The 19,305-nt window shown below is 62.3% G+C and carries 19 protein-coding genes; 3 read left to right on the top strand and 16 right to left on the bottom strand.

Going from position 1 to position 19,305, the window contains the following annotated elements; all coding sequences use genetic code 11:
* Window positions 1-6: 6 nt before the first annotated feature.
* Entirely contained in the window at window positions 7-747 is a 741-nt protein-coding gene (locus NKH30_RS15580; protein WP_352471639.1) for a pyridoxine 5'-phosphate synthase, read from the bottom strand.
* 115 nt (window positions 748-862) lie between these two features.
* On the opposite strand from NKH30_RS15580, the gene NKH30_RS15575 reads away from it, so the two are divergent.
* A complete protein-coding gene (locus NKH30_RS15575) occupies window positions 863-1,267 on the top strand; it encodes a SpoIIAA family protein (RefSeq protein ID WP_352450052.1) in 405 nt (134 codons plus the stop codon).
* A gap of 19 nt (window positions 1,268-1,286) precedes the next feature.
* Here the strand turns inward: NKH30_RS15575 and NKH30_RS15570 are convergent, their stop codons facing one another.
* From NKH30_RS15570 to NKH30_RS15535, 8 genes are all read right to left on the bottom strand, one after another.
* Complete coding sequence (locus NKH30_RS15570) at window positions 1,287-2,414, bottom strand: ATP-dependent DNA helicase (RefSeq protein WP_352996073.1); 1,128 nt, start codon at window positions 2,412-2,414, stop codon at window positions 1,287-1,289.
* Window positions 2,415-2,562: 148 nt separating this feature from the next.
* The gene (locus NKH30_RS15565) at window positions 2,563-2,895 is read right to left on the bottom strand and encodes a nitrile hydratase accessory protein (protein WP_156937343.1); all 333 of its coding nucleotides are present in this window, start codon (window positions 2,893-2,895) and stop codon (window positions 2,563-2,565) included.
* Between the two features lie 19 nt (window positions 2,896-2,914).
* Entirely contained in the window at window positions 2,915-3,574 is a 660-nt protein-coding gene (nthB, locus tag NKH30_RS15560) for a nitrile hydratase subunit beta (RefSeq protein WP_352767821.1), read from the bottom strand.
* Window positions 3,571-4,176, bottom strand: a complete 606-nt coding sequence (gene nthA / locus NKH30_RS15555; protein WP_352501008.1) for a nitrile hydratase subunit alpha — start codon at window positions 4,174-4,176, stop codon at window positions 3,571-3,573. Before nthA ends, nthB begins: the two co-directional genes overlap by 4 nt.
* 56 nt (window positions 4,177-4,232) lie before the next feature.
* Window positions 4,233-7,391 carry an efflux RND transporter permease subunit gene (locus tag NKH30_RS15550; RefSeq protein WP_352996071.1) on the bottom strand — a complete coding sequence of 1,053 codons (3,159 nt, stop codon included), beginning with the start codon at window positions 7,389-7,391 and terminating at the stop codon, window positions 4,233-4,235.
* The gene (locus NKH30_RS15545; RefSeq protein WP_352926752.1) at window positions 7,388-8,635 is read right to left on the bottom strand and encodes an efflux RND transporter periplasmic adaptor subunit; all 1,248 of its coding nucleotides are present in this window, start codon (window positions 8,633-8,635) and stop codon (window positions 7,388-7,390) included. Before NKH30_RS15545 ends, NKH30_RS15550 begins: the two co-directional genes overlap by 4 nt.
* Window positions 8,636-8,803: 168 nt before the next feature.
* Window positions 8,804-9,400, bottom strand: coding sequence for a LysE family translocator (locus NKH30_RS15540; protein ID WP_352996069.1), 597 nt, complete (start codon window positions 9,398-9,400; stop codon window positions 8,804-8,806).
* 131 nt (window positions 9,401-9,531) lie between these two features.
* Window positions 9,532-10,488, bottom strand: a complete 957-nt coding sequence (locus NKH30_RS15535) for an acyl-CoA desaturase (RefSeq protein ID WP_352996067.1) — start codon at window positions 10,486-10,488, stop codon at window positions 9,532-9,534.
* Window positions 10,489-10,674: 186 nt separating this feature from the next.
* On the opposite strand from NKH30_RS15535, the gene NKH30_RS15530 reads away from it, so the two are divergent.
* A complete protein-coding gene (locus NKH30_RS15530) occupies window positions 10,675-11,079 on the top strand; it encodes a metalloregulator ArsR/SmtB family transcription factor (RefSeq protein ID WP_352996065.1) in 405 nt (134 codons plus the stop codon).
* On the opposite strand, the gene NKH30_RS15525 is transcribed toward NKH30_RS15530, so the two are convergent.
* The 7 genes from NKH30_RS15525 to NKH30_RS15495 all read right to left on the bottom strand — a co-directional run bounded on the left by NKH30_RS15525 (window position 11,076) and on the right by NKH30_RS15495 (window position 17,310).
* Window positions 11,076-11,666: an SEL1-like repeat protein gene (locus NKH30_RS15525; protein WP_352996063.1), complete on the bottom strand. Its 591-nt coding sequence runs from the start codon at window positions 11,664-11,666 to the stop codon at window positions 11,076-11,078. The genes NKH30_RS15530 and NKH30_RS15525 overlap by 4 nt on opposite strands.
* A 91-nt stretch (window positions 11,667-11,757) precedes the next feature.
* Window positions 11,758-12,330 (bottom strand): acetolactate synthase small subunit, encoded by a 573-nt coding sequence (gene ilvN, locus NKH30_RS15520; protein WP_023676680.1) that lies wholly within the window; start codon window positions 12,328-12,330, stop codon window positions 11,758-11,760.
* A gap of 66 nt (window positions 12,331-12,396) precedes the next feature.
* Entirely contained in the window at window positions 12,397-14,148 is a 1,752-nt protein-coding gene (locus NKH30_RS15515) for an acetolactate synthase 3 large subunit (RefSeq protein ID WP_352471629.1), read from the bottom strand.
* A 352-nt stretch (window positions 14,149-14,500) separates the two neighbouring features.
* Window positions 14,501-15,661, bottom strand: a complete 1,161-nt coding sequence (locus NKH30_RS15510; RefSeq protein WP_352996061.1) for a PcfJ domain-containing protein — start codon at window positions 15,659-15,661, stop codon at window positions 14,501-14,503.
* 219 nt (window positions 15,662-15,880) lie between these two features.
* A complete protein-coding gene (locus NKH30_RS15505) occupies window positions 15,881-16,408 on the bottom strand; it encodes a GNAT family N-acetyltransferase (RefSeq protein WP_352926746.1) in 528 nt (175 codons plus the stop codon).
* Between the two features lie 22 nt (window positions 16,409-16,430).
* Window positions 16,431-16,742, bottom strand: a complete 312-nt coding sequence (locus NKH30_RS15500) for a hypothetical protein (protein ID WP_352767809.1) — start codon at window positions 16,740-16,742, stop codon at window positions 16,431-16,433.
* 1 nt (window position 16,743) lies between these two features.
* Window positions 16,744-17,310 carry a helix-turn-helix domain-containing protein gene (locus NKH30_RS15495; protein WP_352539571.1) on the bottom strand — a complete coding sequence of 189 codons (567 nt, stop codon included), beginning with the start codon at window positions 17,308-17,310 and terminating at the stop codon, window positions 16,744-16,746.
* A gap of 151 nt (window positions 17,311-17,461) precedes the next feature.
* Here NKH30_RS15495 and NKH30_RS15490 point away from each other — a divergent pair, with 151 nt between their 5' ends.
* The gene (locus NKH30_RS15490; protein ID WP_352820447.1) at window positions 17,462-19,288 is read left to right on the top strand and encodes an ATP-binding protein; all 1,827 of its coding nucleotides are present in this window, start codon (window positions 17,462-17,464) and stop codon (window positions 19,286-19,288) included.
* The last annotated feature ends 17 nt before the right edge of the window (window positions 19,289-19,305 follow it).

Below are 19,305 nucleotides of genomic sequence, written 5' to 3'. Positions count from 1 at the left end.
CTTTCTCTACCAGCCACAAGCCTTCAGAAACCGCCTGACCGTTGCGGCCATGCCATACTCCAACGCATCGGCTGTCAACCCATGTCCGATCGACACTTCGGCCAATGCCGGGATGCGCCTGGCCAGCGCCGGCAAATTGCTCACCACAAGGTCGTGCCCGGCGTTGACCTGGAGCCCTGCCGCCAATGCGGCATCCGCCGTCTTTCCCAATTTCTCCAATTCCTTCGCCGCTTTTGCCGAATCGGAATGATAGCTGCCGTATGGACCAGTATAGAGTTCGATCCGATCGGCGCCGGTGTCGCGAGCGGCGTTCACGCCAGCGGGATCCGGATCCGAAAACAGCGACACGCGAAAGCCTCCCTTCTTCAGGCGCTTGACGACCGGTGTCAGGAACGCAGCCTCGGCGGCGAAGTTCCAGCCATGGTCGGAAGTCGCCTGCGCCGGGTCGTCGGGCACCAGCGTCACCTGCTCGGGCTGATGCTTTTCCACAAGCGCCAGGAACTCCTCGGTCGGATAGCCCTCGATGTTGAATTCCGCATTCGGGAACTCGTCGTCGATCAGCGCCCTGATCTCAGGCAGATCGGAATGCCTGGTGTGCCGCTCGTCGGGTCGCGGGTGCACCGTGAGCCCATGCGCGCCGGCGGCAAGGGCGATGCGTCCGAGCCCCGTCACGCTTGGCCACGGCAGGTCGCGCCGGTTGCGCAGCATGGCGATCGCATTGAGATTGACGGAAAGCTTTGCAGGCATTTGCACGGCTCCAGGCTGATCTTGGCGCGCATCTATACCGCCTTTAATGGGAACAGACAGAGGGTTTCAGGTGTTCCAAGGTGTGCGAAGGAAATCGAGCGCAAGGAGTTCCCTGTTGAATTTTCTCGAGGCCGTGCCGGCGGTTCGCCGCATCGACACCGATCGCGAAGACCTCTTCGCCATCGATGTCGTCGGCCATGTCGCAGCGGCTGACGCCGAAAACCTGTTCGGATTGCTGGAGGCGGCCTATGCGCTGCATCCGAAGATCGACGTGCTGGTGCGCCTGATCGACCATGAGGGTGTCGACTGGGCCGACGTATCGGACGAGACGATCGAACAGGGCATAGCTCATGCCGTGGAGCATATCGGCCGCTGCGCGGCGATCGGTGAGCCGAACTGGATACCGGAGGCAAGAGCCTTTTTGCCTGCCTCTTTGCCTATCGAACTCCGGCATTTCGAGGCCAAGGACGAAGCCGCCGCCTGGGAATGGCTTGACGCCAGACCGATCGCCCAGCGCTGATACGACGGACCTGACAGCCCTATCGGACGATCGTCAGCCGTTCGGCCGCGCGCGTGATCGCGGTGTAGAGCCAACGCTGGCGAGTTTCCTTGAATGCCCAGCTTTCGTCGAAAAGCACGATCTCGTTCCATTGCGACCCTTGCGCCTTGTGCACGGTCAGCGCGTAACCGTAATCGAAATCGTCGAAGCGCTTCTTCTGCTGCCAGGGAATGTCGGCGTCGGGATCCTCGAATGCGGCTTTGAGCAGCTTGATCTTGGCGACGCCGCGATCCGGGTCATCTTCCTCCGGCGAAACCAGCAGATTGATGCCGGGCTTGACCGTCTCGCGCGACGAGGTCATCACCTTCCACAGCGAGCCATTGAGCAGCCCCTTGGCCGGATCGTTGCGCAGGCAGACCAGCTTGTCGCCGGCCTGCGGATAATCGGAGTTGAACCCCTTCAGCTCGCGCAGCCGCTGGTTATAACGGCGGCGCGTACGGTTGGTACCGACCAGCACCTGATCCGCCTTCAGCACCAATTCCTGGGTGACGTCTTCCTTGCCGATCACTTGCGCCGCGCCATAGTCGCCACGCATGAATTCGCGGCCCTCGCGCACGTCGAGCGCAAGCCGGATGATCGGGTTGTCTCGCGCCTGGCGATGGATTTCGGTGAGCAGAATGTCCGGCTCGTGGTCGGTGAAGAAGCCGCCGCCGGAGATCGGCGGCAACTGGCCGGGATCGCCGAGCACCAGGATCGGCGTGCCGAAGCTCATCAGGTCACGGCCAAGCTGCTCGTCGACCATCGAGCATTCGTCGATGACGACGAGCTTGGCGCGCGAGATCGGGCTCTGCCGGTTGAGCGAAAATGTCGGCGACATCGATGTCTTGCCGGTCACCTCGTCCGCTACCGATTCCTCGCCCTTCGGCCGGTAGATCAGCGAATGGATGGTGCGGGCATTGACCGCCCCCTTGGAACGCAGCACCTGCGCCGCCTTACCGGTAAACGCGGCGAACTGCACCTGGCCGTCGACATGCTCGGCGAAATAGCGCGCCAGCGTCGTCTTACCGGTGCCGGCATAGCCGAACAGCCGGAACAGCTGCGGCTTGCCTGCTTTCAGCCAGCCGGCCACCGCCTTCAGCGCCTCGTCTTGTTGAGGAGAGAATTCCATCAGCGCGACAGACCGGATTCGCGAGGGAAAGACAAGGTGACTGCCGTCACCGGCAAATTTTCATCGCCGGCAATCACGCCGCTGCGACAGGGTCTGGCTATCAGTGACGAACAGGAACGTAAAGAGAACAAGGCCGGGCGGCCGCAGCTTACCCGGCCCGCTGTGGATCGTTCTCCAGCTGGATCGGCTTGCCATGCGGCGTTGCGTGCGCGGCGCGTTCCCAGGCAGCGGCGAGCGCATCGACGTCGCGCTTTCCGGCAACGCCCTTGGCCAAAAGCAGCTTTTCCAGCGCTGCCAGCCAGTGCTCGTAGTAATCGTGACCGTCGCGCGCGGCGCCCGGCCGCTTCACCTCTGCCGACAAAGCATCCGCCCATTCGCTCCACGAAAACAGCCCGTTGTCGTGCAGTGCTACCGTCATGGCAAAGGCCTCTGCTTGCCACGGCTCGGCAAACACAGGCGCCTCGACACCGGCGGGCAGCATGGCGGCAACTGAGCCCGTCTCACGCCGGCTCAAGGTAGCTCTCCCAGGCGTCGATCGACACGACAAGTGTCGGATCGGCGCCCTCGCCCCAGATTTCGCCGCCGGTGAAGGCCACCGTATAGACCCATTGCGGGTTTTCGCCCTGGCCGTGCGCATTGGTGTCGGGAAAGACAAAGCCGTCGCGCACAGCCTCGACGACGCCTCGCTTGCCGCGTGCATAGCGCGGCAGTCTGGTGTGGCCGGTCGGATGAAAGTTCTTGGTTCGCACGGGGTCGCCCGCCTTGAACCGCGCAGGCGCGGCGACAGGCCGGTCGCAGTGCCCGCCCTTGGCCAGCACCGCCGGAACGTCCTTAGCCTTCAGCACCCGTTTGGGTGTCGCTGCCGGGTCGACTGCGTCGCCCGTAGTCAGGTCCCGGTCGCTGACGAAACCATGGCGTTTGAGCAGCACCTCCAGCGCCTTGATCCATATCTGGTAGTAGCTGGAGGCATAATAATCCGCTGGATGCAGCGATTCCCGCGCGTGCCGGCTCTCGTCGATGGTCCAGGCGCCCATGGCGCCGGCGCACAACGTCACGCCCAGCGCCCGCCTTTCCCAATCGGCATGGAAATAGGGTTCGTCAGGTTCGGGCGCGACCGGCCCGAAACCCATCTGGCCGCCGAGATCTTGCGGCCCGTTCATGCCGGTTCCCGCACCAACGCCGTGCCGATCATGGCATCGCGCGTCACCAGATCGGCGAGCCTTGCCTCATCCCAGCCCTCCGTACCCCGGGGGCGCATCGGCACCACCAGATAGCGCAGCTCGGCGGTCGAATCCCACACCCGGATTGTCGTCCTCGCCGGCAAGGTCAGACCGAATTCCTCGAGCACGCCGCGCGGATCGATCACTGCGCGCGAACGGTAGGGCGGCGCCTTGTACCAGACCGGCGGCAGGCCGAGCACCGACCACGGATAGCAGGAGCATAGCGTGCAGACGACGAGGTTGTGCGTGTCGGCCGTGTTGAACACCGCCTGCATGTGCTCGCCTTGCCGGCCGGTGTAGCCGAGCGATTCGATTGCCGCCGTCGCATCACGCTTCAGCCATGCGGCAAACCCGGGATCAACCCAGGCCTTCGCCACCACCTTTGCGCCGTTGCGCGGCCCGATCTTAGTCTCATAGGTGTCGACGATAACATCGATCGCCGCCGGATCGATCAGGCCTTTGCGGGTGAGAATCGTCTCCAGCGCGCGCACCCGCGCCGCAAAGGGATCAAGCTCGTTGTCGTGGTCGTGATTGTGCGGCATGGCGTCAAATTACGATCGCGGACCCCCGGCCGCAAGCACCACGGCTTGGGCCAGCGCTATTCGGCTGCCGCCTTTTGCGGCACCGGTTCTTCCTCCTCGTCGAACAGTGACGGCTGGTCGACCGCTTCGACCGGGCTCGGCTCGCCCCGGCGCCGCGCCCACAGCCTGACCAGCCAGCCGGAAAAATGCTCCATGTAGACGTAAATGACGGGTGTGACGAACAGCGTCAGTGCCTGCGAGGCGACAAGACCGCCGACCACGGCCACGCCGAGAGGCTGGCGCAGTTCCGCGCTGGCACCGGTGCCGAGCGCGATCGGGATGGTACCCATCAGCGCGGCAAGCGTGGTCATCATGATCGGCCGGAAGCGCATCAGGCAGGCCTTGTGGATGGATTCGACGGGCGACATCCCCTCGCGCCTGAGGTCCAGCGCCACGTCGATCATCATGATGCCGTTCTTCTTGACGATGCCGATCAGCATCAGGATGCCGATCACCGCGATCACCGACAGATCCATCCCCGCCAGCCGCAGTGCCACCAGCGCGCCGAGCACCGCCGATGGAAGCCCGGTCAGGATGGTGAGCGGGTGGATGAAGCTCTCATAGAGCATGCCGAGAACGATATAGATGGTCAGGATCGCGCCGCCGATCAGCAGCCCCTGGTTGGAAAGCGAATCCTGGAATGTCTTGGCCGTGCCCGAGAAGGCGGTCGAGATCGTCGGCGGCATGCCGATCTTGTCCTTCAGCGCGTTGATGTGGCTCACGCTGTCGCCGAGGGCCACGCCTTGCGGCAGATTGTAGGAGATGGTCACTGCCGGAAGTTGGCCGAGCTGGTTGACGGTCAAAGCACCGGCGGTCCGATCGACGCGGGCGAACGCACCGAGCGGCACTAGGCTGCCGCTCGCCGTTCTCACCTTGATGGCCAGCATCCGCTCGGGCGACCACTCGATCTTCGGATCGAGCTCCATGATCACGTCGTAGCTGTCGGCCGAACCGAAGATGGTCGACACCTGCTGGGTGCCGAAACCGCCGTAGAGACTGGAGCGCAGCGTGTCGGTATCGACGCCGAGGTTCGCCGCCTTGTCGCGGTCGATCACCAGCGTCGCCTGTAGCGCGTTGTTCTGCAGGTCATTGGTGACGTCGGTGAAGGCGGCATGATCGGCAGCCATCGCGTCCGTCAGCCTCTGCGCCCAGACGTTCGTCAGGCCAGTATCGAGGCCCTGAACGGCAAGCTGGTAGGCACTCGCCGAAGAACGCGCGCCGAGCCGCAGGTTCTGCACCGGCTGCATGTAGGTTTCGATGCCGGGCACATTGGCCAGCTGGCGCCGCAGGTCCGTAAGCACCTTGTCGATGTTCGGTCGGTGGTCCTTGTCTTTCAGCTGCACAAACAGCTGGCCCTGGTTGAGCGCATTGTTTCCACTGCCCGCCGACCAACCGACATGCGCGACGTAGGGCGAATGGGTGAAGACATCCGCCACTTGCCCCTGCAGCTTCACCATCGCGTCAAACGAAATGTCCTGGCGCGCGATGGTCGTCACCGAGACCTGGCCGATATCCTCCTGCGGGAAGAAGCCCTTCGGCGAAATCTGGATCAGCCACACCGACAGCCCGGCGGTCACGAGGAAGACAAGGAAGACAAGGAAATTGTGGCGCAGGCAGAATGTCAGCAGCCTGTCATAGCCCCGCATGAAGACGTTTTGTCTATGGCCTTCACCGTGCGCTGCTTTCTGCTCGGCTTTCGATAATGACAACAGCCGCGAGCACAGCATCGGCGTCAGCGTCAGCGAGACGAACATCGACGCCAGGATGGCGACCGTCACCACCACCGCGAATTCGTTGAAGATGCGCCCGATCACGCCGCCCATCAAAAGCACCGGAATGAACACGGCGACCAGCGAGATCGAGATCGAGATGATGGTGAAGCCGATCTCGCGCGCGCCCTTGAGTGACGCCTCGAGGGCCGAGAGCCCGTCCTCCTCCATATGGCGGAAAATATTTTCCAGCATGACGATGGCATCGTCGACGACAAGGCCGACCGCCAATGTCAGCCCCATCAATGAGACGTTGTCGATGGAAAAGCCGAACAGGTACATCACGCCCAGCGTGGCGATGAGCGAAATCGGTACCGCCACCGCCGGGATGATCGTCGCCGACACCCGGCGCAGGAACAGGAAGATCACCATCACCACCAGCGCGATGGTGAGCAGGAGCGTGAACTGCACGTCATCGACCGCCTCGCGGACCGATGTCGAGCGGTCGTTTAGCAACTGGATGCTCGCCGCTGCCGGCATCTGATCGTCGAAGGAAGGCAGCATCGCCTTGACGCGGTCGACGACGTCGACGGTATTGGCATCCGGCTGGCGCTGCACCGCCATAATGATGGCGCGGGTGCCGTCATACCAGCTTGCCGTTGTCGTGGTCTCGACCGAATCGATGACGCGGGTCACCTCGCCGAGCCGCACCGGATGGCCGTTCTTGGTGGCGATGATGATGTTCGAGAATCCCGCCGCATCGGTCAGCTGCGTGTTCGCGGTGATCGTCAGCTGCTGTTTGTTGTTCTTGAGCACGCCGAGCGGCGTGTTGCTGTTGGCCGAGGCAATGGCCGTCTGCAGCTGGTCGATCGAGATGCCGCGTGCGGCGAGCGCCGTGGGATCGATCTGGACGCGTACGGCATATTTCTGCTGGCCGTAGATCGAAACCTGCGCAACGCCGTCGATCGTCGACAGCGACGGCGAAATCACATTCTCGGCAAACGCGTCGAGATCGGTCAGCGGAATTGTGTCGCTGACCAGCGACATCAGCAGGATCGGCGCGTCGGCTGGATTGACCTTGCGGTAGCTCGGCGGGCTGGTCATCTCCGGCGGCAATTGTCGTTGCGTGCGTGCGATCGCTGCCTGGACGTCAGCGGCGGCTGCATCGATGTCGCGGTTGAGCACGAACTGAATGGCGATCGAGGTCGAGCCGAGCGAGTTGGTCGTCGAGATCGAATCGATGCCTGCGATAGTGGCAAACTGCTTGATCAGAGGCGTTGCCACCGAGGTCGCCATGGTTTCCGGCGAAGCCCCGGGCAGCGAGGCCGAGACGTTGACAACCGGAAATTCGGCGCTTGGCAGCGCCGCGACCGGCAGGAATTTGTAAGCAAATAGTCCGCCCAGAACCAGGGCGAACGACATGAGCAGCGTGGCGACGGGCCTGCGGATGCAGAATTCGGAAATCATGGCTGTGTTCCGCCCGTCCGGTCAGCCTCGGCAACCTTCGGAGCCGCCTGATCGCCGGTGCCGGTCGAAGCCTTGCCTTCGCGCACCGCCGCGCCGTTCTTCAGTTTGGTCTGACCCTCGACGACGACACGCTCGCCGCTTTTCAATCCTTGGCTGATCGCGGTGTTGGTGCCTTCTGTCAGCGCGACCTGCACGGGCCGCATTTCAACGGTGTTGTCCGGCTTGATTACATAGACGAACGGGCCCTTCTGGCTGGGCTGGACGGCGACCGTCGGAACGGACGTCATTTGTGGCATGATCCCGGCATCGAGCACGACGTTGACGTATTGGCCCGGCCATAGCGAAAGATCGGCGTTGGGCACACTGGCCCGCGTTGCGATCGTGCCGGACGCCGTGTCTACGCTGGAATCGACGAAATCCAGCGTTCCCTTGCCGATCGGCTTCGGGTCGCCGTCCTTGGTCAGCGTCACCGCACCTTGCTGCGGCGCTGCCAGCGCCTTGTGCAGCAAGGCAAGATCGCTTTCGGGGAGATTGAAGTTCACCTGCAGCGGGTCGACCTGCGTGATCGTCACCAGTGGAGTCGACGTGCTGCTGCCGTTGCTGGTGGTGACGAGATCGCCGACGGCGACGTTGACTGCGCCAAGCCTGCCGGAGATCGGCGCCCTGATCGTGGCGAAGCCAAGCTGGATTTGGTCCGCATCGATCGTTGCCTTGTCGGCGTCGACGGTGGCCGCGGCGGATTTCTGTGCCGCGACGGCCTGATCGTAGGTCTGCTGTGTTCCGGCCTGCCTGGCGACGAGATTTTTGGCGCGCTGAAGATCGGCCGTGGCGCTGGCAAGCAGCGCCTGGTCTTTTGCGAGCGTCGCCTGATCGCGTGCCAGTTGCGCCTTCAACGAGCGATCGTCCAGCGAGAAAAGAAGGTCGCCGGCCTTCACCATCTGTCCGTCCTTGACCGCGATTGCGACGATCTGGCTCGAGACCCGCGCGTTGATGCTGACCACGGCAGGAGAGGACACAAAGCCGATGGCATAGCGCCGGACCGGAAAATCGGCCGTCGCAGCGGTGGCGGCAACCACCGAAGTCGTACGCGCGGCATTTGCCGCTGCAGCGGGCTTGTCCGCCGTCGCCGTCTGCTTCGCCGATAGCATCTGCTGAAGACCGCTCATTGCGCTGGGCGAAAGATAGAGCCACGCCGCGGCAACGCAGGCTGCAGCGATCACCGCTAATACGATCTTTCCGCGCATCGACAAAAGACCTCTCGATCCGACACGCCGCTATCCGGTGGCCGTAGTCTAGCTCAACTCGCAGCCTCTTGCCGCGCTTTTGCCAGATAATAGAGGATGCCGAAGGCGAAAAAGGGCCAAAACCCGTCATTACGAAGATTTAATGTGCAGTGCACAATAGAACGGCAGCTAACGCAGCATCGGCCACAGCGTCGCCGCAAGCATCACACCCATGGCGATGTTGAACCATTTGAGCCGCACCGCATCCGCCAGAAAGCCGCGCAGCGCCATGCCGAAACCGGCCCAGGTCGAAATGCTCGGCAGCATGACGACGGCGAAAGCGGCTGCGATCAGCACCACCGACATAAACGGGCGTTCCGGATTGGTATAGACGGCCATGGCTGTAATCGCCATCACCCAGGCCTTGGGATTAACCCACTGGAATGCCGCAGCCTCGATGAAGCGCATTGGCTGGCCCTTCGCCTCGCCTTCGCCGCCGAGCGAGCGCGACATGGCGATCTTCCAGGCGAGATAAAGCAGGTAGAGGCCGCCAGCGATCTTCAACCCGGTATGCAGCACCGGAAAGGCCGTCAACACGGCGCCAAGCCCGAGGCCGACGGCCAGCAACAGCACGAGGAAGCCGAAGCCGATGCCGAGCATGTGTGGCACGGTTTTGACCAAGCCGAAATTCACGCCCGAGGCCAAAAGCATGAAATTGTTCGGACCCGGCGTGATCGAGGTCACGAAGGCATAAACCAGCAGAGCAAGGAATGCATCGAAGGTCATGGAGGATCGCAAAGATCAATAATACTGAAATACTGACTTAAATCGATGAGGTGCTGAGTGCAAATGCAATTCGTTGGTCCACGCGCCCCAAGCGTTCCTTCATATCTTAGGCCAATATCCGCTGAGAACATCTATCTGCGGTAGGACTGCACCGACCATAGATCTGAATCCGGGGCAGTTTCGCGCTGACGGCGCACGCGTCGCAGCCCTTTGCGTCTCGGCGTATTCTCCGGAATCTTGACGCTGTGCGCCAGACCCAGGATCGCCAGAACCTGAATGAATAGCCAGCCGAGATCGATCTGTCCGTGTTCCAGACCAAGCCGTGCAGACTCGGGAAACGCGTGATGGTTGCCGTGGAAACTCTCGCCGAACGTTACCAGCCCGAAACGCGGCAAATTGTATCCTTGCACGGCAACGTCGTCGACGCGCCATCCTTGCTCCCCATCTCGGTGCGCAAAATGCCCAACCAACCAATGTCCGGTAAGCGACACTGAAACGCGCACCGCGATTCCCCATACCACCCAATCCCAGCCGCCAAGCGCGAAAAAGAGGATCGCCCAGGGCAGTTGTTGCAGCATCCAGGTGCGTTCGACGAACTTGTAGAACCGGTCATTCCTAATCGAGGGTTCGATGACGAAGGTGGGTGGATTGCGCAAAGCGACCGCGCAATGCATCTGCCAGAAGGCATCGGTGAAAAATGGCCGACGATGGGCATGGAGATCGTGACATGCGGTCTGGCGCTGAGCCCAGTCACGAATATCGTGAGCATAGATCATCCCAAAAGGACCGGCCATGCCGACGAGCACGCCAAGGTAGACCAGCGCATGCTCGACCCAGATATGAACCTTGAACGACCGGTGGATGAGCAGACGGTGCATCCCCACCGAGTGTCCGGCGCAGATTGTCGCCGCCGTTGTCGCAACGAATAAGGCGAAGGCACTCCAGCTAAATGTCATCGGTCCCAACACAATGGCGACGATCGTCATCGCCCCGACCCAGATCGACTTTGCCGGCACCCACACGACTTTGCCGTCTTCGGCGTCACTGTCCTGTTGGGAAATCATTCTGCCCGTGGATATGGTTTTCATCGGTACCCCTCCTCCTGCATGAACATTTCCGGACCACAGCCTTGCCTTCTGGCGCGTCGTCCGTTACTTAGGCAGTAAGCTAATCGTCTACTACTGCGAATTAGGTATTTAGGCAATAGTCTAAATGAAAATAAGAAAAGCGGACCGAGGCGCAGCCAACGCCTCGGCATCACAAGGTGGCAGACAGTGATCGAAGATGCAGAGCACGCAGCGGATGCCGAAACGGTTGCTCACGCAAATGGCGCGATACAGCGCGTGTTTGAAGCGCTATCTTCAGCGCCCCGGCGCAAGATCCTCGCCTATCTTGCGCACTCTTCCCTAACGGCGGGCGAGATCGCGGCGCGCTTCGAGATGTCGAAGCCGTCGATCTCGCAGCATTTGAGCATTCTGGAGACGGCCGGGCTCATCGCCAAGGAGCGGCACGGACAGTTCATCCACTATTCTCTGGTCCAGAACAATCTTGTGAACACGCTGAATGGATTTGTTCAGGATGTCTGCCCGGTATCGCGCCCTATCAAGAGAGAAAGCAAAGAACTTGGTCGAGGCGAGGCAGCGCAAAGATCGCACTTGCGCAAATCTGAAAAGCCCTAGCGGCTTTGCATCGTTTTCATGAGCGCCTTGGCGTATCGGCAGGCGTCAAATTCCACAGCGATCTCGCAAGACTTTTTGTAAGCGGCCATCGCCTCGGCTTCGTCCGCAGAGACGCCTTCACCATGCTGAAGGGCGCTGCCATACATGGTGCAACCCCAGGCATCGCCCTCATTGCAGCTCAGCTTGAATGTGCGATAAGGGCAAGATTCGTTTGCACTACCGGCGGCAAGCAGTTTGTTTAGCCCAAGCCGACCCAAGAGAATTCCCGCGCCGCGATTTGTGCAGCCGCCGATACTGCCAGTAGCGCAGGCCTGGGCGAACATCTCCTCGGTCCATTGCTTGTCTTCTGGCGAGTGCTCCTGGATGACCCTGGCCGTCTCGAAACAGGCTTCGCCCCTGCGTCCGTCGAAACACCGCCTGGCACAGGCCAAGACGTCTTTCTCACAACTTTGGTAATCTATTCCCGGCGTGGAAAAGAGCGCGTCATCGACGCCCGACGCCCTGCGCCAAATATCGGCCGGGCATTGTTGGAAATAATAGCTCGGTGTGCCCCTGCGGTCGATTTCTTCAAACAATTTCGGCAGCACTGACTTGTCGGCTCCTGGCTGGCCGCCGCCGTCGTGACCGCAAGAACGATTGCGCCGGCGCCTGCTAGAATTGCCGCCGCGAGCATCATGATCACATCCCTTGCGGGCCGCGGTTCATCGCCGCCACTCCGGTACGGCAGATCTCGACCAGCCCGAGCGGTTTCATGATGGCGATGAACTGATCGAGCTTGGAGCCCTTGCCGGTGATCTCGAAGATGAAATGCTCGGTGTTGGCATCGATGACGCTGGCGCGGAATGCATCGGCGAGCCGGAGCGCCTCGACGCGGGCTTCGCCGGTGCCGGCGACCTTGACCAGCGCGAGTTCCCGCTCCAATGGCCGCTCCTGTCCGAATTCCTGCGACCGCACGGTGAGATCGACGACGCGGTGCACCGGCACGATGCGCTCGAGCTGGTGCTTGATCTGCTCCAGCACGTGCGGCGTGCCGCGCGTCACGATGGTGATGCGCGACAGGTGCTTTTCGTGCTCGGTTTCCGAGACCGTCAGGCTCTCGATGTTGTAGCCACGTCCGGAAAACAGGCCGATGACCCGCGCAAGCACGCCCGGCTCGTTGTCGACCAGGACCGAAAGCGTGTGGTTCTCTGGTTTTTCCGTCTCCTTGGCGATGAAATAGGCGGAGCCGGTCGGTTGCAACTGTGCGTTCATGATATGAATCTCGATTTCAAACTTTTGCGCTAATCTGCTGTTTCCGCACAGCTTCCTCGAACCAGGCTACACCAGTTCCCTGCCCTTGGCGTCGATAGCGTTGGCCACAGCTTCGTCCGTCGCCTCGTCCGGCAACAGCATCTCGTTATGCGCCTTGCCGGACGGGATCATCGGGAAGCAGTTGGCGAGCGTCGCCACGCGGCAGTCGAACAGGACAGGCTTCTTGACCGCGATCATCTCCTTGATGGCATCATCGAGTTCGTCCGGCTTGTCGCAGCGAATGCCGTGGCCGCCATAGGCTTCGGCGAGCTTGACGAAATCCGGCATCGCCTCGGTGTAGGAGTGCGACAGCCGGTTGCCGTGTAGCAGCTGCTGCCACTGCCGCACCATGCCCATATACTGGTTGTTGAGGATGAAGATCTTGATCGGCGCCTCGTGCTGCACCGCCGCGCTCATCTCCTGCATCGTCATCTGCACCGAAGCGTCGCCGGCGATATCGATGACCAGCGCATCCGGGTGCGCGATCTGCACGCCGAGTGCCGCCGGCAGGCCGTAGCCCATCGTGCCCAGTCCGCCAGAGGTCATCCAGCGGTTCGGCTTCTCGAAATGATAGTGCTGCGCCGCCCACATCTGATGCTGGCCGACCTCGGTGGTGATGTAGGTGTCGAGGTCCTTGGTCAGCGCATAGAGCCGCTGGACGGCGTATTGCGGCATGATCACCTCGTGGTTCATCTTGTAGGCGAGCGAATCGCGCGCGCGCCATTTGGCAATCTGCTCCCACCACGGGTGAAGCGCTTTCTTGTCGGCCTTGGCGGTTGCCCGCCACAGCCGCACCAGATCCTCCAGCACACGCCCGACATCGCCAATGATCGGCACGTCGGTGTGGACGTTCTTGTTGATCGACGACGGGTCGATGTCGATGTGGATCTTCTTCGAATTCGGCGAAAACGCCGTCAGCCGCCCGGTGATGCGGTCGTCGAAGCGCGCGCCGATGCAGAGCATGACGTCGCAATCGTGCATCGCCATGTTCGCTTCATACGTGCCGTGCATGCCGAGCATGCCCATCCAGTTCTTGCCCGACGCCGGATAGGCGCCGAGGCCCATCAGCGTCGAGGTGATGGGAAAGCCGGTCAGGTCGACCAGCTCGCGCAGTAGATGGCTCGCCTCCGGGCCGGAATTGATGACGCCGCCGCCCGAATAGATGATCGGCTTTCGGGCAGCCCCCATCAGCTCGACCGCCGCCTTGATCTTTTCCAGGTCGCCCTGGACCTTCGGCTGGTAGCTGGTGCGCGGCGCCGTCTGCGGCGGGACATAGATACCCCTGGCGAACTGCACGTCCTTCGGGATGTCGACGACGACCGGACCGGGGCGCCCTGTCGTTGCCACATGGAAGGCCTCGTGGATCGTTGCCGCGAGCTCGTTGACGTCCTTCACCAGCCAGTTGTGCTTGGTGCAGGGCCGCGTGATGCCGACCGTGTCGCACTCCTGGAACGCATCCGAGCCGATCAGCGAAGTCGGCACCTGGCCGGTCAGGCAGACCAGCGGGATCGAGTCCATCAGCGCGTCCTGCAATGGCGTCACCGCATTGGTGGCGCCCGGCCCTGAGGTCACCAGCATGACGCCGGCCTTGCCAGTCGAGCGCGCATAGCCTTCCGCCGCGTGGCCCGCGCCCTGCTCGTGGCGGACGAGGATGTGCTCGACCTCGTCCTGCTGGAAGATTTCATCGTAGATTGGCAGAACCGCGCCGCCCGGATAGCCGAAAACATGCTTGACGCCATTGTCCTTCAGCGCCTGCACCACCATTTCGGCACCCGTCATTTCGCTCCTTGGCATTTCAGTTCTTGGCATTTCGCGCCGCTCATTCTGTCCACTGCTCATCGTTCTGGTCCCGTACTGTTCGCCATCTGGCGATTGCTCGTCGTTTAGTCGTGTTTCGGGCAATAAAAAAGGCCCCCGAGGGAGCCTGTGTCTTGCGCATGGGAGGTCACCGCCCGGCGGTTACACCGCCTTGCCCACGCGCTTTCCTACGAGAATGAGTGCCTTTTTCATGGTGGCGGACAATAGAATTGGTTTGACGCCGCTGTCAACGGCGAATGTGCACTTGGCCTGACGTCGGCACATCCGCCCATTATGCACCCGCGCCGCCTTTCCGCCGCGCGGGTCTTCCGTTTCAGGCGCAGAGCACCACACCCCTCGCCTTGGCCCAGCGCTCGATGATCTTGCGCTCCTCGAGCGAGGCGAGACGATTGCCGAAACCGCGCACCTGCACCGCACGGTTTTGCGGGTCGAGTTCGATCGTCAGCAACCGCTCGATCTTGCCCAGCGCCGAGCGCCGCAGCACCCAGATCGAGGCATTGCCGGCGATGCATTTGGCCGCGTATATCGAGACGCAATGATGCATCGCCCGGCTCTCGGCGACCAGATCCTCAGCTGTCTTCAACTGACGGACGAAGAAACGCTCGCCATGCGCCTTTGCCTCCTTGGTCGACGGCTGCCAGTCCCAGTCGTCCAGGCACGAGCCGTCCCAGGCGCGACCCTGCGACTGCGTCCCGGCAGTACGCGTGGTCCGCCCGGCAGCGCGGCGGCGCATTGCCTCGATGCGTTCGATCGCGGCAATGTCTCGATGCCATTCCAGCATCTGCCGACGCAGCGAGGCAAGCGTGCGACCCTTCAGGCTGTACGCCGCATCGCGCTGGTGCACGGCGCCGATATAGTCGCAAAGATCGTCGATCTCCTCCTTCGACGCGGGTTGCCCGCAGAAGAACCGTGTCACCTCGCGCCAGAAGGCCAGATCGTTACGTGGCGTGCGCGCGATTTTCGACTTGGCAAGTCGGGCCGCCAACCCGGAATCATCCGTGTAGGACCGGACGATCGCCACCCAAAATGCCTCGTCGAACGTGAAATCGCCGGGCAAGTTCAAGAAGCAATGCACCTCCTTGCGAGACAGCCACGCACAGGCGCCCGCCTTGTAAAGCGAGTCACCACGCGCCACTGCGATATACCAAGCCTTGCGAAGCGCAATCTCGCCGACATTCAACCCCGAGCTGTCCAGCCAGATCCCCTCGAGCGCGGCTGTAACCGGGTAGCGCGCATAGAGATGGCGCGCCGCGGCCAGCCGCAGCCGCTCGGGGTCGCGCGTCTTCAGCTTTGGACGCCACAGCGCGCCGTCGCGGATCGCCATGCCGGCAAAGCCCCGACGTGCCTCGTCGAGCGCCCGCTCGAAATCCGGAGCGGGACGCGGGACGGGAAAAACCCGCCGCAGCGTTACGGCATATGCTTCAATGCGTTCGCGCTCGGCATCCTGCCTGCGCTGGATCATGGACTTTGCCATGGCCGTTCTTCCTGATTGGAACCCTGTCAGCCGCACGCAATTCCAGCGTCGGCACGGAATGTGTCGATCTGGATCGCCGGGTCATTGACAGGTCTCCTTTCAGGACGACGGATCAGAATGGGCGGCTTCTCTAAGCTCGCCGCCAATTTGACGCAAGAGCTATTCTTTCCATGCCCGCGATGGTCTGACGGGTGTTGCAAAGGTGCATCGTTGTCGCCATCAGCGTGTCCGGCCGACGCGTTTCCAGTAGATGAGGGTGCCTGTGAGCCCGCCATGCGGCTTCAGCGCATAATCCGGTATTTCGCCGGCCAGCGTGAAGCCGAGCTTTTCATAGAGGCCGGAAGCCCCCTCCTCTTTTGCCGTGTCGAGGACCAACAGCGTGCGGCCTTTCTCCACGGCAACGGCTTCCGCCGCCTCCATCAGGCGGGTTGCGATGCCCTTGCCGCGATAATCGAGGCGGGTCATCAGCTTGGCGATCTCGGCCCGGTGCGGCTGGTTGGGCGGGCAGTCGAGCAGCAAGGTGACGGTGCCGACCAGAGCCTCGCCGTTCCAGGCCCCAAGCACCGCCCTTTCGCCTCTGGCGGCCGCCTGAAGCGACCTGTTCCAGAAGGCCGCGGCCATCTCCGGCGCCAACGGATGCATGAAGCTGACCGAGCCGCCCGCAGCGACTGTCCCGATCAGCAGTTCCGTCAGCATTTTTTGCGTTCCGTCAGCATTGCTGAGTGGCCTGATTTCGATCGAACTCATGTCGTTCCCCTGTCGCCGTCCGTCAGTCGAAACGACTGGTCCGCTTCCGCTTCCTGGCCCGCCGGATTTCCGCGATGCGATCGGCGTCTTCCTCTTGCAGATGTCGCCCGCGTTCCAGCAGTTCGAGCGTGTATTCCTCATAGGTCAGGCCCAGCCGCTCGGCCTTGTGCAGCCGCATCAGCATGATCTCGCGGCTCGGCACTTTCCATGCCTGGGCATGGGCGGTCCGCCAGGCAAGAAAGACATAGGGGTCGCCCTTGCCCCAGGGCGGACCGTCATAGTCGTCGAGCGGCGGACCGCCATTGTCGCAGCGTTTTGGACGGCGCGCCTTCACCTCAGCTCCTGGCCAACGCAACCAGATAGTCGGCGGCGTCCGGCCCCGGAGCGTGAAAGACGCAATCGGATGGCGCGCCGAGCGCCAGGCAGTCGCCCGGTTCGAGCCGGTGAACGATGTCCCCCTCGGTGAATTCCAGCCGCCCGGAGATCAGCCATATCTGTTGCCTGATGAAGGCGTAAGACGCCGCCGGGAAACTTACCTTGGCGCCGGCCGGCAACTGGATCCGGATCAGTTCGAGGGGTATGTCGGAGACCGGCGAAAGATGCCGCCGCACATAACCCGTAGCCGGATCGCGCCAGAGCGGCTGGTCACGTTCGCGAAGCAGGCCACCGCCCTGCAATTCCGCCCTTGCGATCAATGTGGACAGCGTCATGCCGAAGGCGGCCGCAATACGCACAAGGAGTGCCGCCGTCGGGCTGGTCATGCCGCGTTCTACCGTGCTCAGCATGGCTTTCGAAACATTGGACCGCTCCGCCAGCTCTGCCAGGGACCAGCCTCGAGCCACTCTTTCGGTATGTATTCTTCTGCCGATGGTCGAGGAGATGTCGTTCGCTATATCATCCATTAATCCAATATATCGAAATTCTTCTACAGAGCAACGGCCGTTTCATCCAGTTTTCGCAAACTCCTTAATGTCCGCTAAACCATCCGGCCTCATCCCACCTTAACCCCGTTCGCCTAGGCTCATCGCTTGGGAAAAGGGGACCGGCGTATCCATGCTCGTTGAACGCGAAGCCTCCATTGGGGAACCGACTTTGCTGGAGCGCCGCAGGGCGGAGCAGAACGACAAGCGCATTCTGGGCAATGTCGTGCAATGCGACGGCGCGCGCGCCACCATCAGCGCCTATGCCGACGATATCGAAGGCACGGTCACCGGCCTGTGGAGCGTCGGCAAGATGATCTCGATCAATCTCGGTACATCACGAACCGTCGGCCTGGTCTATGAAATCGGCAAGTCGGATCGTGCGTGGAGCAGCGAGGGCCAGAATCCGATCGAGGTCAGCATCGAATTGATCGGCGAGGTGCGCGACGGGGCCGAACCCGGCGCGAAGCCGATCTTCGACCGTGGCATCACAACCTACCCGCATATCGGCGCCATTGCCCATCGTATCCGCAGCCGCGACCTGCAGGCCGTCTACGATCTCGCAGGTCGTCATTCGATCACCATCGGCACGCTGTCGCAGGACGAGGCGATCGACGCCAATATCGCCATCGACGATACGCTGGCGCGGCATTTCGCCATTGTCGGCACCACCGGGGTCGGCAAATCGACCGCCGTGTCGCTGCTCTTGCGCAAGTCGATCGCCGCCCGGCCCGACCTGCGCGTGCTCATCCTCGATCCACACAACGAGTTCGCCGCGTCGTTGCCCGAATATTGCGTCAGGGTCGATTCGACGACGCTCGACCTGCCCTTCTGGATGTTCAAGCTAGAGGAATTTGCCGAGGTGCTGTTTCGCGGCCGCGAGACGGTCCCGGAAGAGGTCGACGCCTTGCGCGATCTCATCCCCGCGGCCAAGAACCTCTACCGCAATCCGAACTCCGGCAACTATCTACGGCGCAGCACCGATGCGCTGACCGCAGACGCGCCGGTGCCCTATCGCATTGCCGACCTCATCAAGCTGGTCGACGAGCGCATGGGGCTGCTGGAAAGCAAGAACGATCGCCCGACCCTCAGGTCACTGAAGACACGTATCGAATCGGCGGCATCCGATCCGCGCTACCGTTTCATGTTCAACTCGCGCCTGATCGAGGACACCATCCACGAGACGATCGGCAACATCTTCCGCGTGCCGCATCACGGCCGCCCGGTGACCTGCTTCGAAATGGCCGGCATGCCGTCCGAGGTGGTCAATTCCGTTTGCTCGGTCCTGGCGCGGCTGGCCTTCGACCTGGCGTTGTGGAGCGAAGGCCGCCTGCGGCTGCTCTTCCTGTGCGAGGAAGCGCATCGCTATATGCCGGCCGATCCGCGCCTCGGTTTCGCGCCGACGCGGCACGCGCTGTCGCGCATCGCCAAGGAAGGCCGCAAATATGGCTGTTATCTCGGCGTCGTCACCCAGCGCCCGGGCGAACTCGACCCGACCATCCTGTCGCAGTGCTCGACGTTCTTTGCCATGCGGCTCGCCAACGAGCAGGACCAGGCGATCATCCGCTCGGCGATCGCCGATTCCTCGGCTTCGACGCTCGCGTTCCTGTCTTCCATGGGCCAGCGCGAGGCTATCGCCTTCGGGGAAGGCGTGGCGACGACGATGCGGATGAAGTTCGAAAAGCTCTCCGAGGATTTGATCCCCGGCACCGCCAGACGCGAGAATGCCTTGCCGTCCGAAACCGGCGACGAGGTCGACCTCGTGGCGATCGTCGAACGGCTGCGCAACGTGCCGAAATCACAACAGGCAATGCCTTTCGCGGAAGTCGTCGATCCGGGCCGGCAGGCCGGCGATTCGGACTATCGCAAGCCGTCGGCCGCACGCACCCAGCGAAACGACGATTTCGACTTGCGCTACGGCCTCAAGCCGGCGACCTTCGGCCTGCGTCCCCCAGAATGATTCAGCCGAGCGACTTC

This window comes from Mesorhizobium sp. M1273 (assembly GCF_040318195.1).
In the GTDB taxonomy this organism is placed as follows: Bacteria; Pseudomonadota; Alphaproteobacteria; order Rhizobiales; family Rhizobiaceae; genus Mesorhizobium.
This window is presented reverse-complemented; position numbering and strand designations above follow the sequence as displayed.

Coding starts and splice junctions, on each gene's coding strand:
- NKH30_RS15580 (WP_352471639.1), bottom strand. CDS start 747: ATGCCTGCAAAGCTTTCCGTCAATCTCAATGCGATCGCCATGCTGCGC.
- NKH30_RS15570 (WP_352996073.1), bottom strand. CDS start 2,414: ATGGAATTCTCTCCTCAACAAGACGAGGCGCTGAAGGCGGTGGCCGGC.
- NKH30_RS15565 (WP_156937343.1), bottom strand. CDS start 2,895: ATGCTGCCCGCCGGTGTCGAGGCGCCTGTGTTTGCCGAGCCGTGGCAA.
- nthB (WP_352767821.1), bottom strand. CDS start 3,574: ATGAACGGGCCGCAAGATCTCGGCGGCCAGATGGGTTTCGGGCCGGTC.
- nthA (WP_352501008.1), bottom strand. CDS start 4,176: ATGCCGCACAATCACGACCACGACAACGAGCTTGATCCCTTTGCGGCG.
- NKH30_RS15550 (WP_352996071.1), bottom strand. CDS start 7,391: ATGATTTCCGAATTCTGCATCCGCAGGCCCGTCGCCACGCTGCTCATG.
- NKH30_RS15545 (WP_352926752.1), bottom strand. CDS start 8,635: ATGCGCGGAAAGATCGTATTAGCGGTGATCGCTGCAGCCTGCGTTGCC.
- NKH30_RS15540 (WP_352996069.1), bottom strand. CDS start 9,400: ATGACCTTCGATGCATTCCTTGCTCTGCTGGTTTATGCCTTCGTGACC.
- NKH30_RS15535 (WP_352996067.1), bottom strand. CDS start 10,488: ATGAAAACCATATCCACGGGCAGAATGATTTCCCAACAGGACAGTGAC.
- ilvN (WP_023676680.1), bottom strand. CDS start 12,330: ATGAACGCACAGTTGCAACCGACCGGCTCCGCCTATTTCATCGCCAAG.
- NKH30_RS15515 (WP_352471629.1), bottom strand. CDS start 14,148: ATGACGGGTGCCGAAATGGTGGTGCAGGCGCTGAAGGACAATGGCGTC.
- NKH30_RS15510 (WP_352996061.1), bottom strand. CDS start 15,661: ATGGCAAAGTCCATGATCCAGCGCAGGCAGGATGCCGAGCGCGAACGC.
- NKH30_RS15505 (WP_352926746.1), bottom strand. CDS start 16,408: ATGAGTTCGATCGAAATCAGGCCACTCAGCAATGCTGACGGAACGCAA.
- NKH30_RS15495 (WP_352539571.1), bottom strand. CDS start 17,310: ATGGATGATATAGCGAACGACATCTCCTCGACCATCGGCAGAAGAATA.
- NKH30_RS15490 (WP_352820447.1), top strand. CDS start 17,462: ATGCTCGTTGAACGCGAAGCCTCCATTGGGGAACCGACTTTGCTGGAG.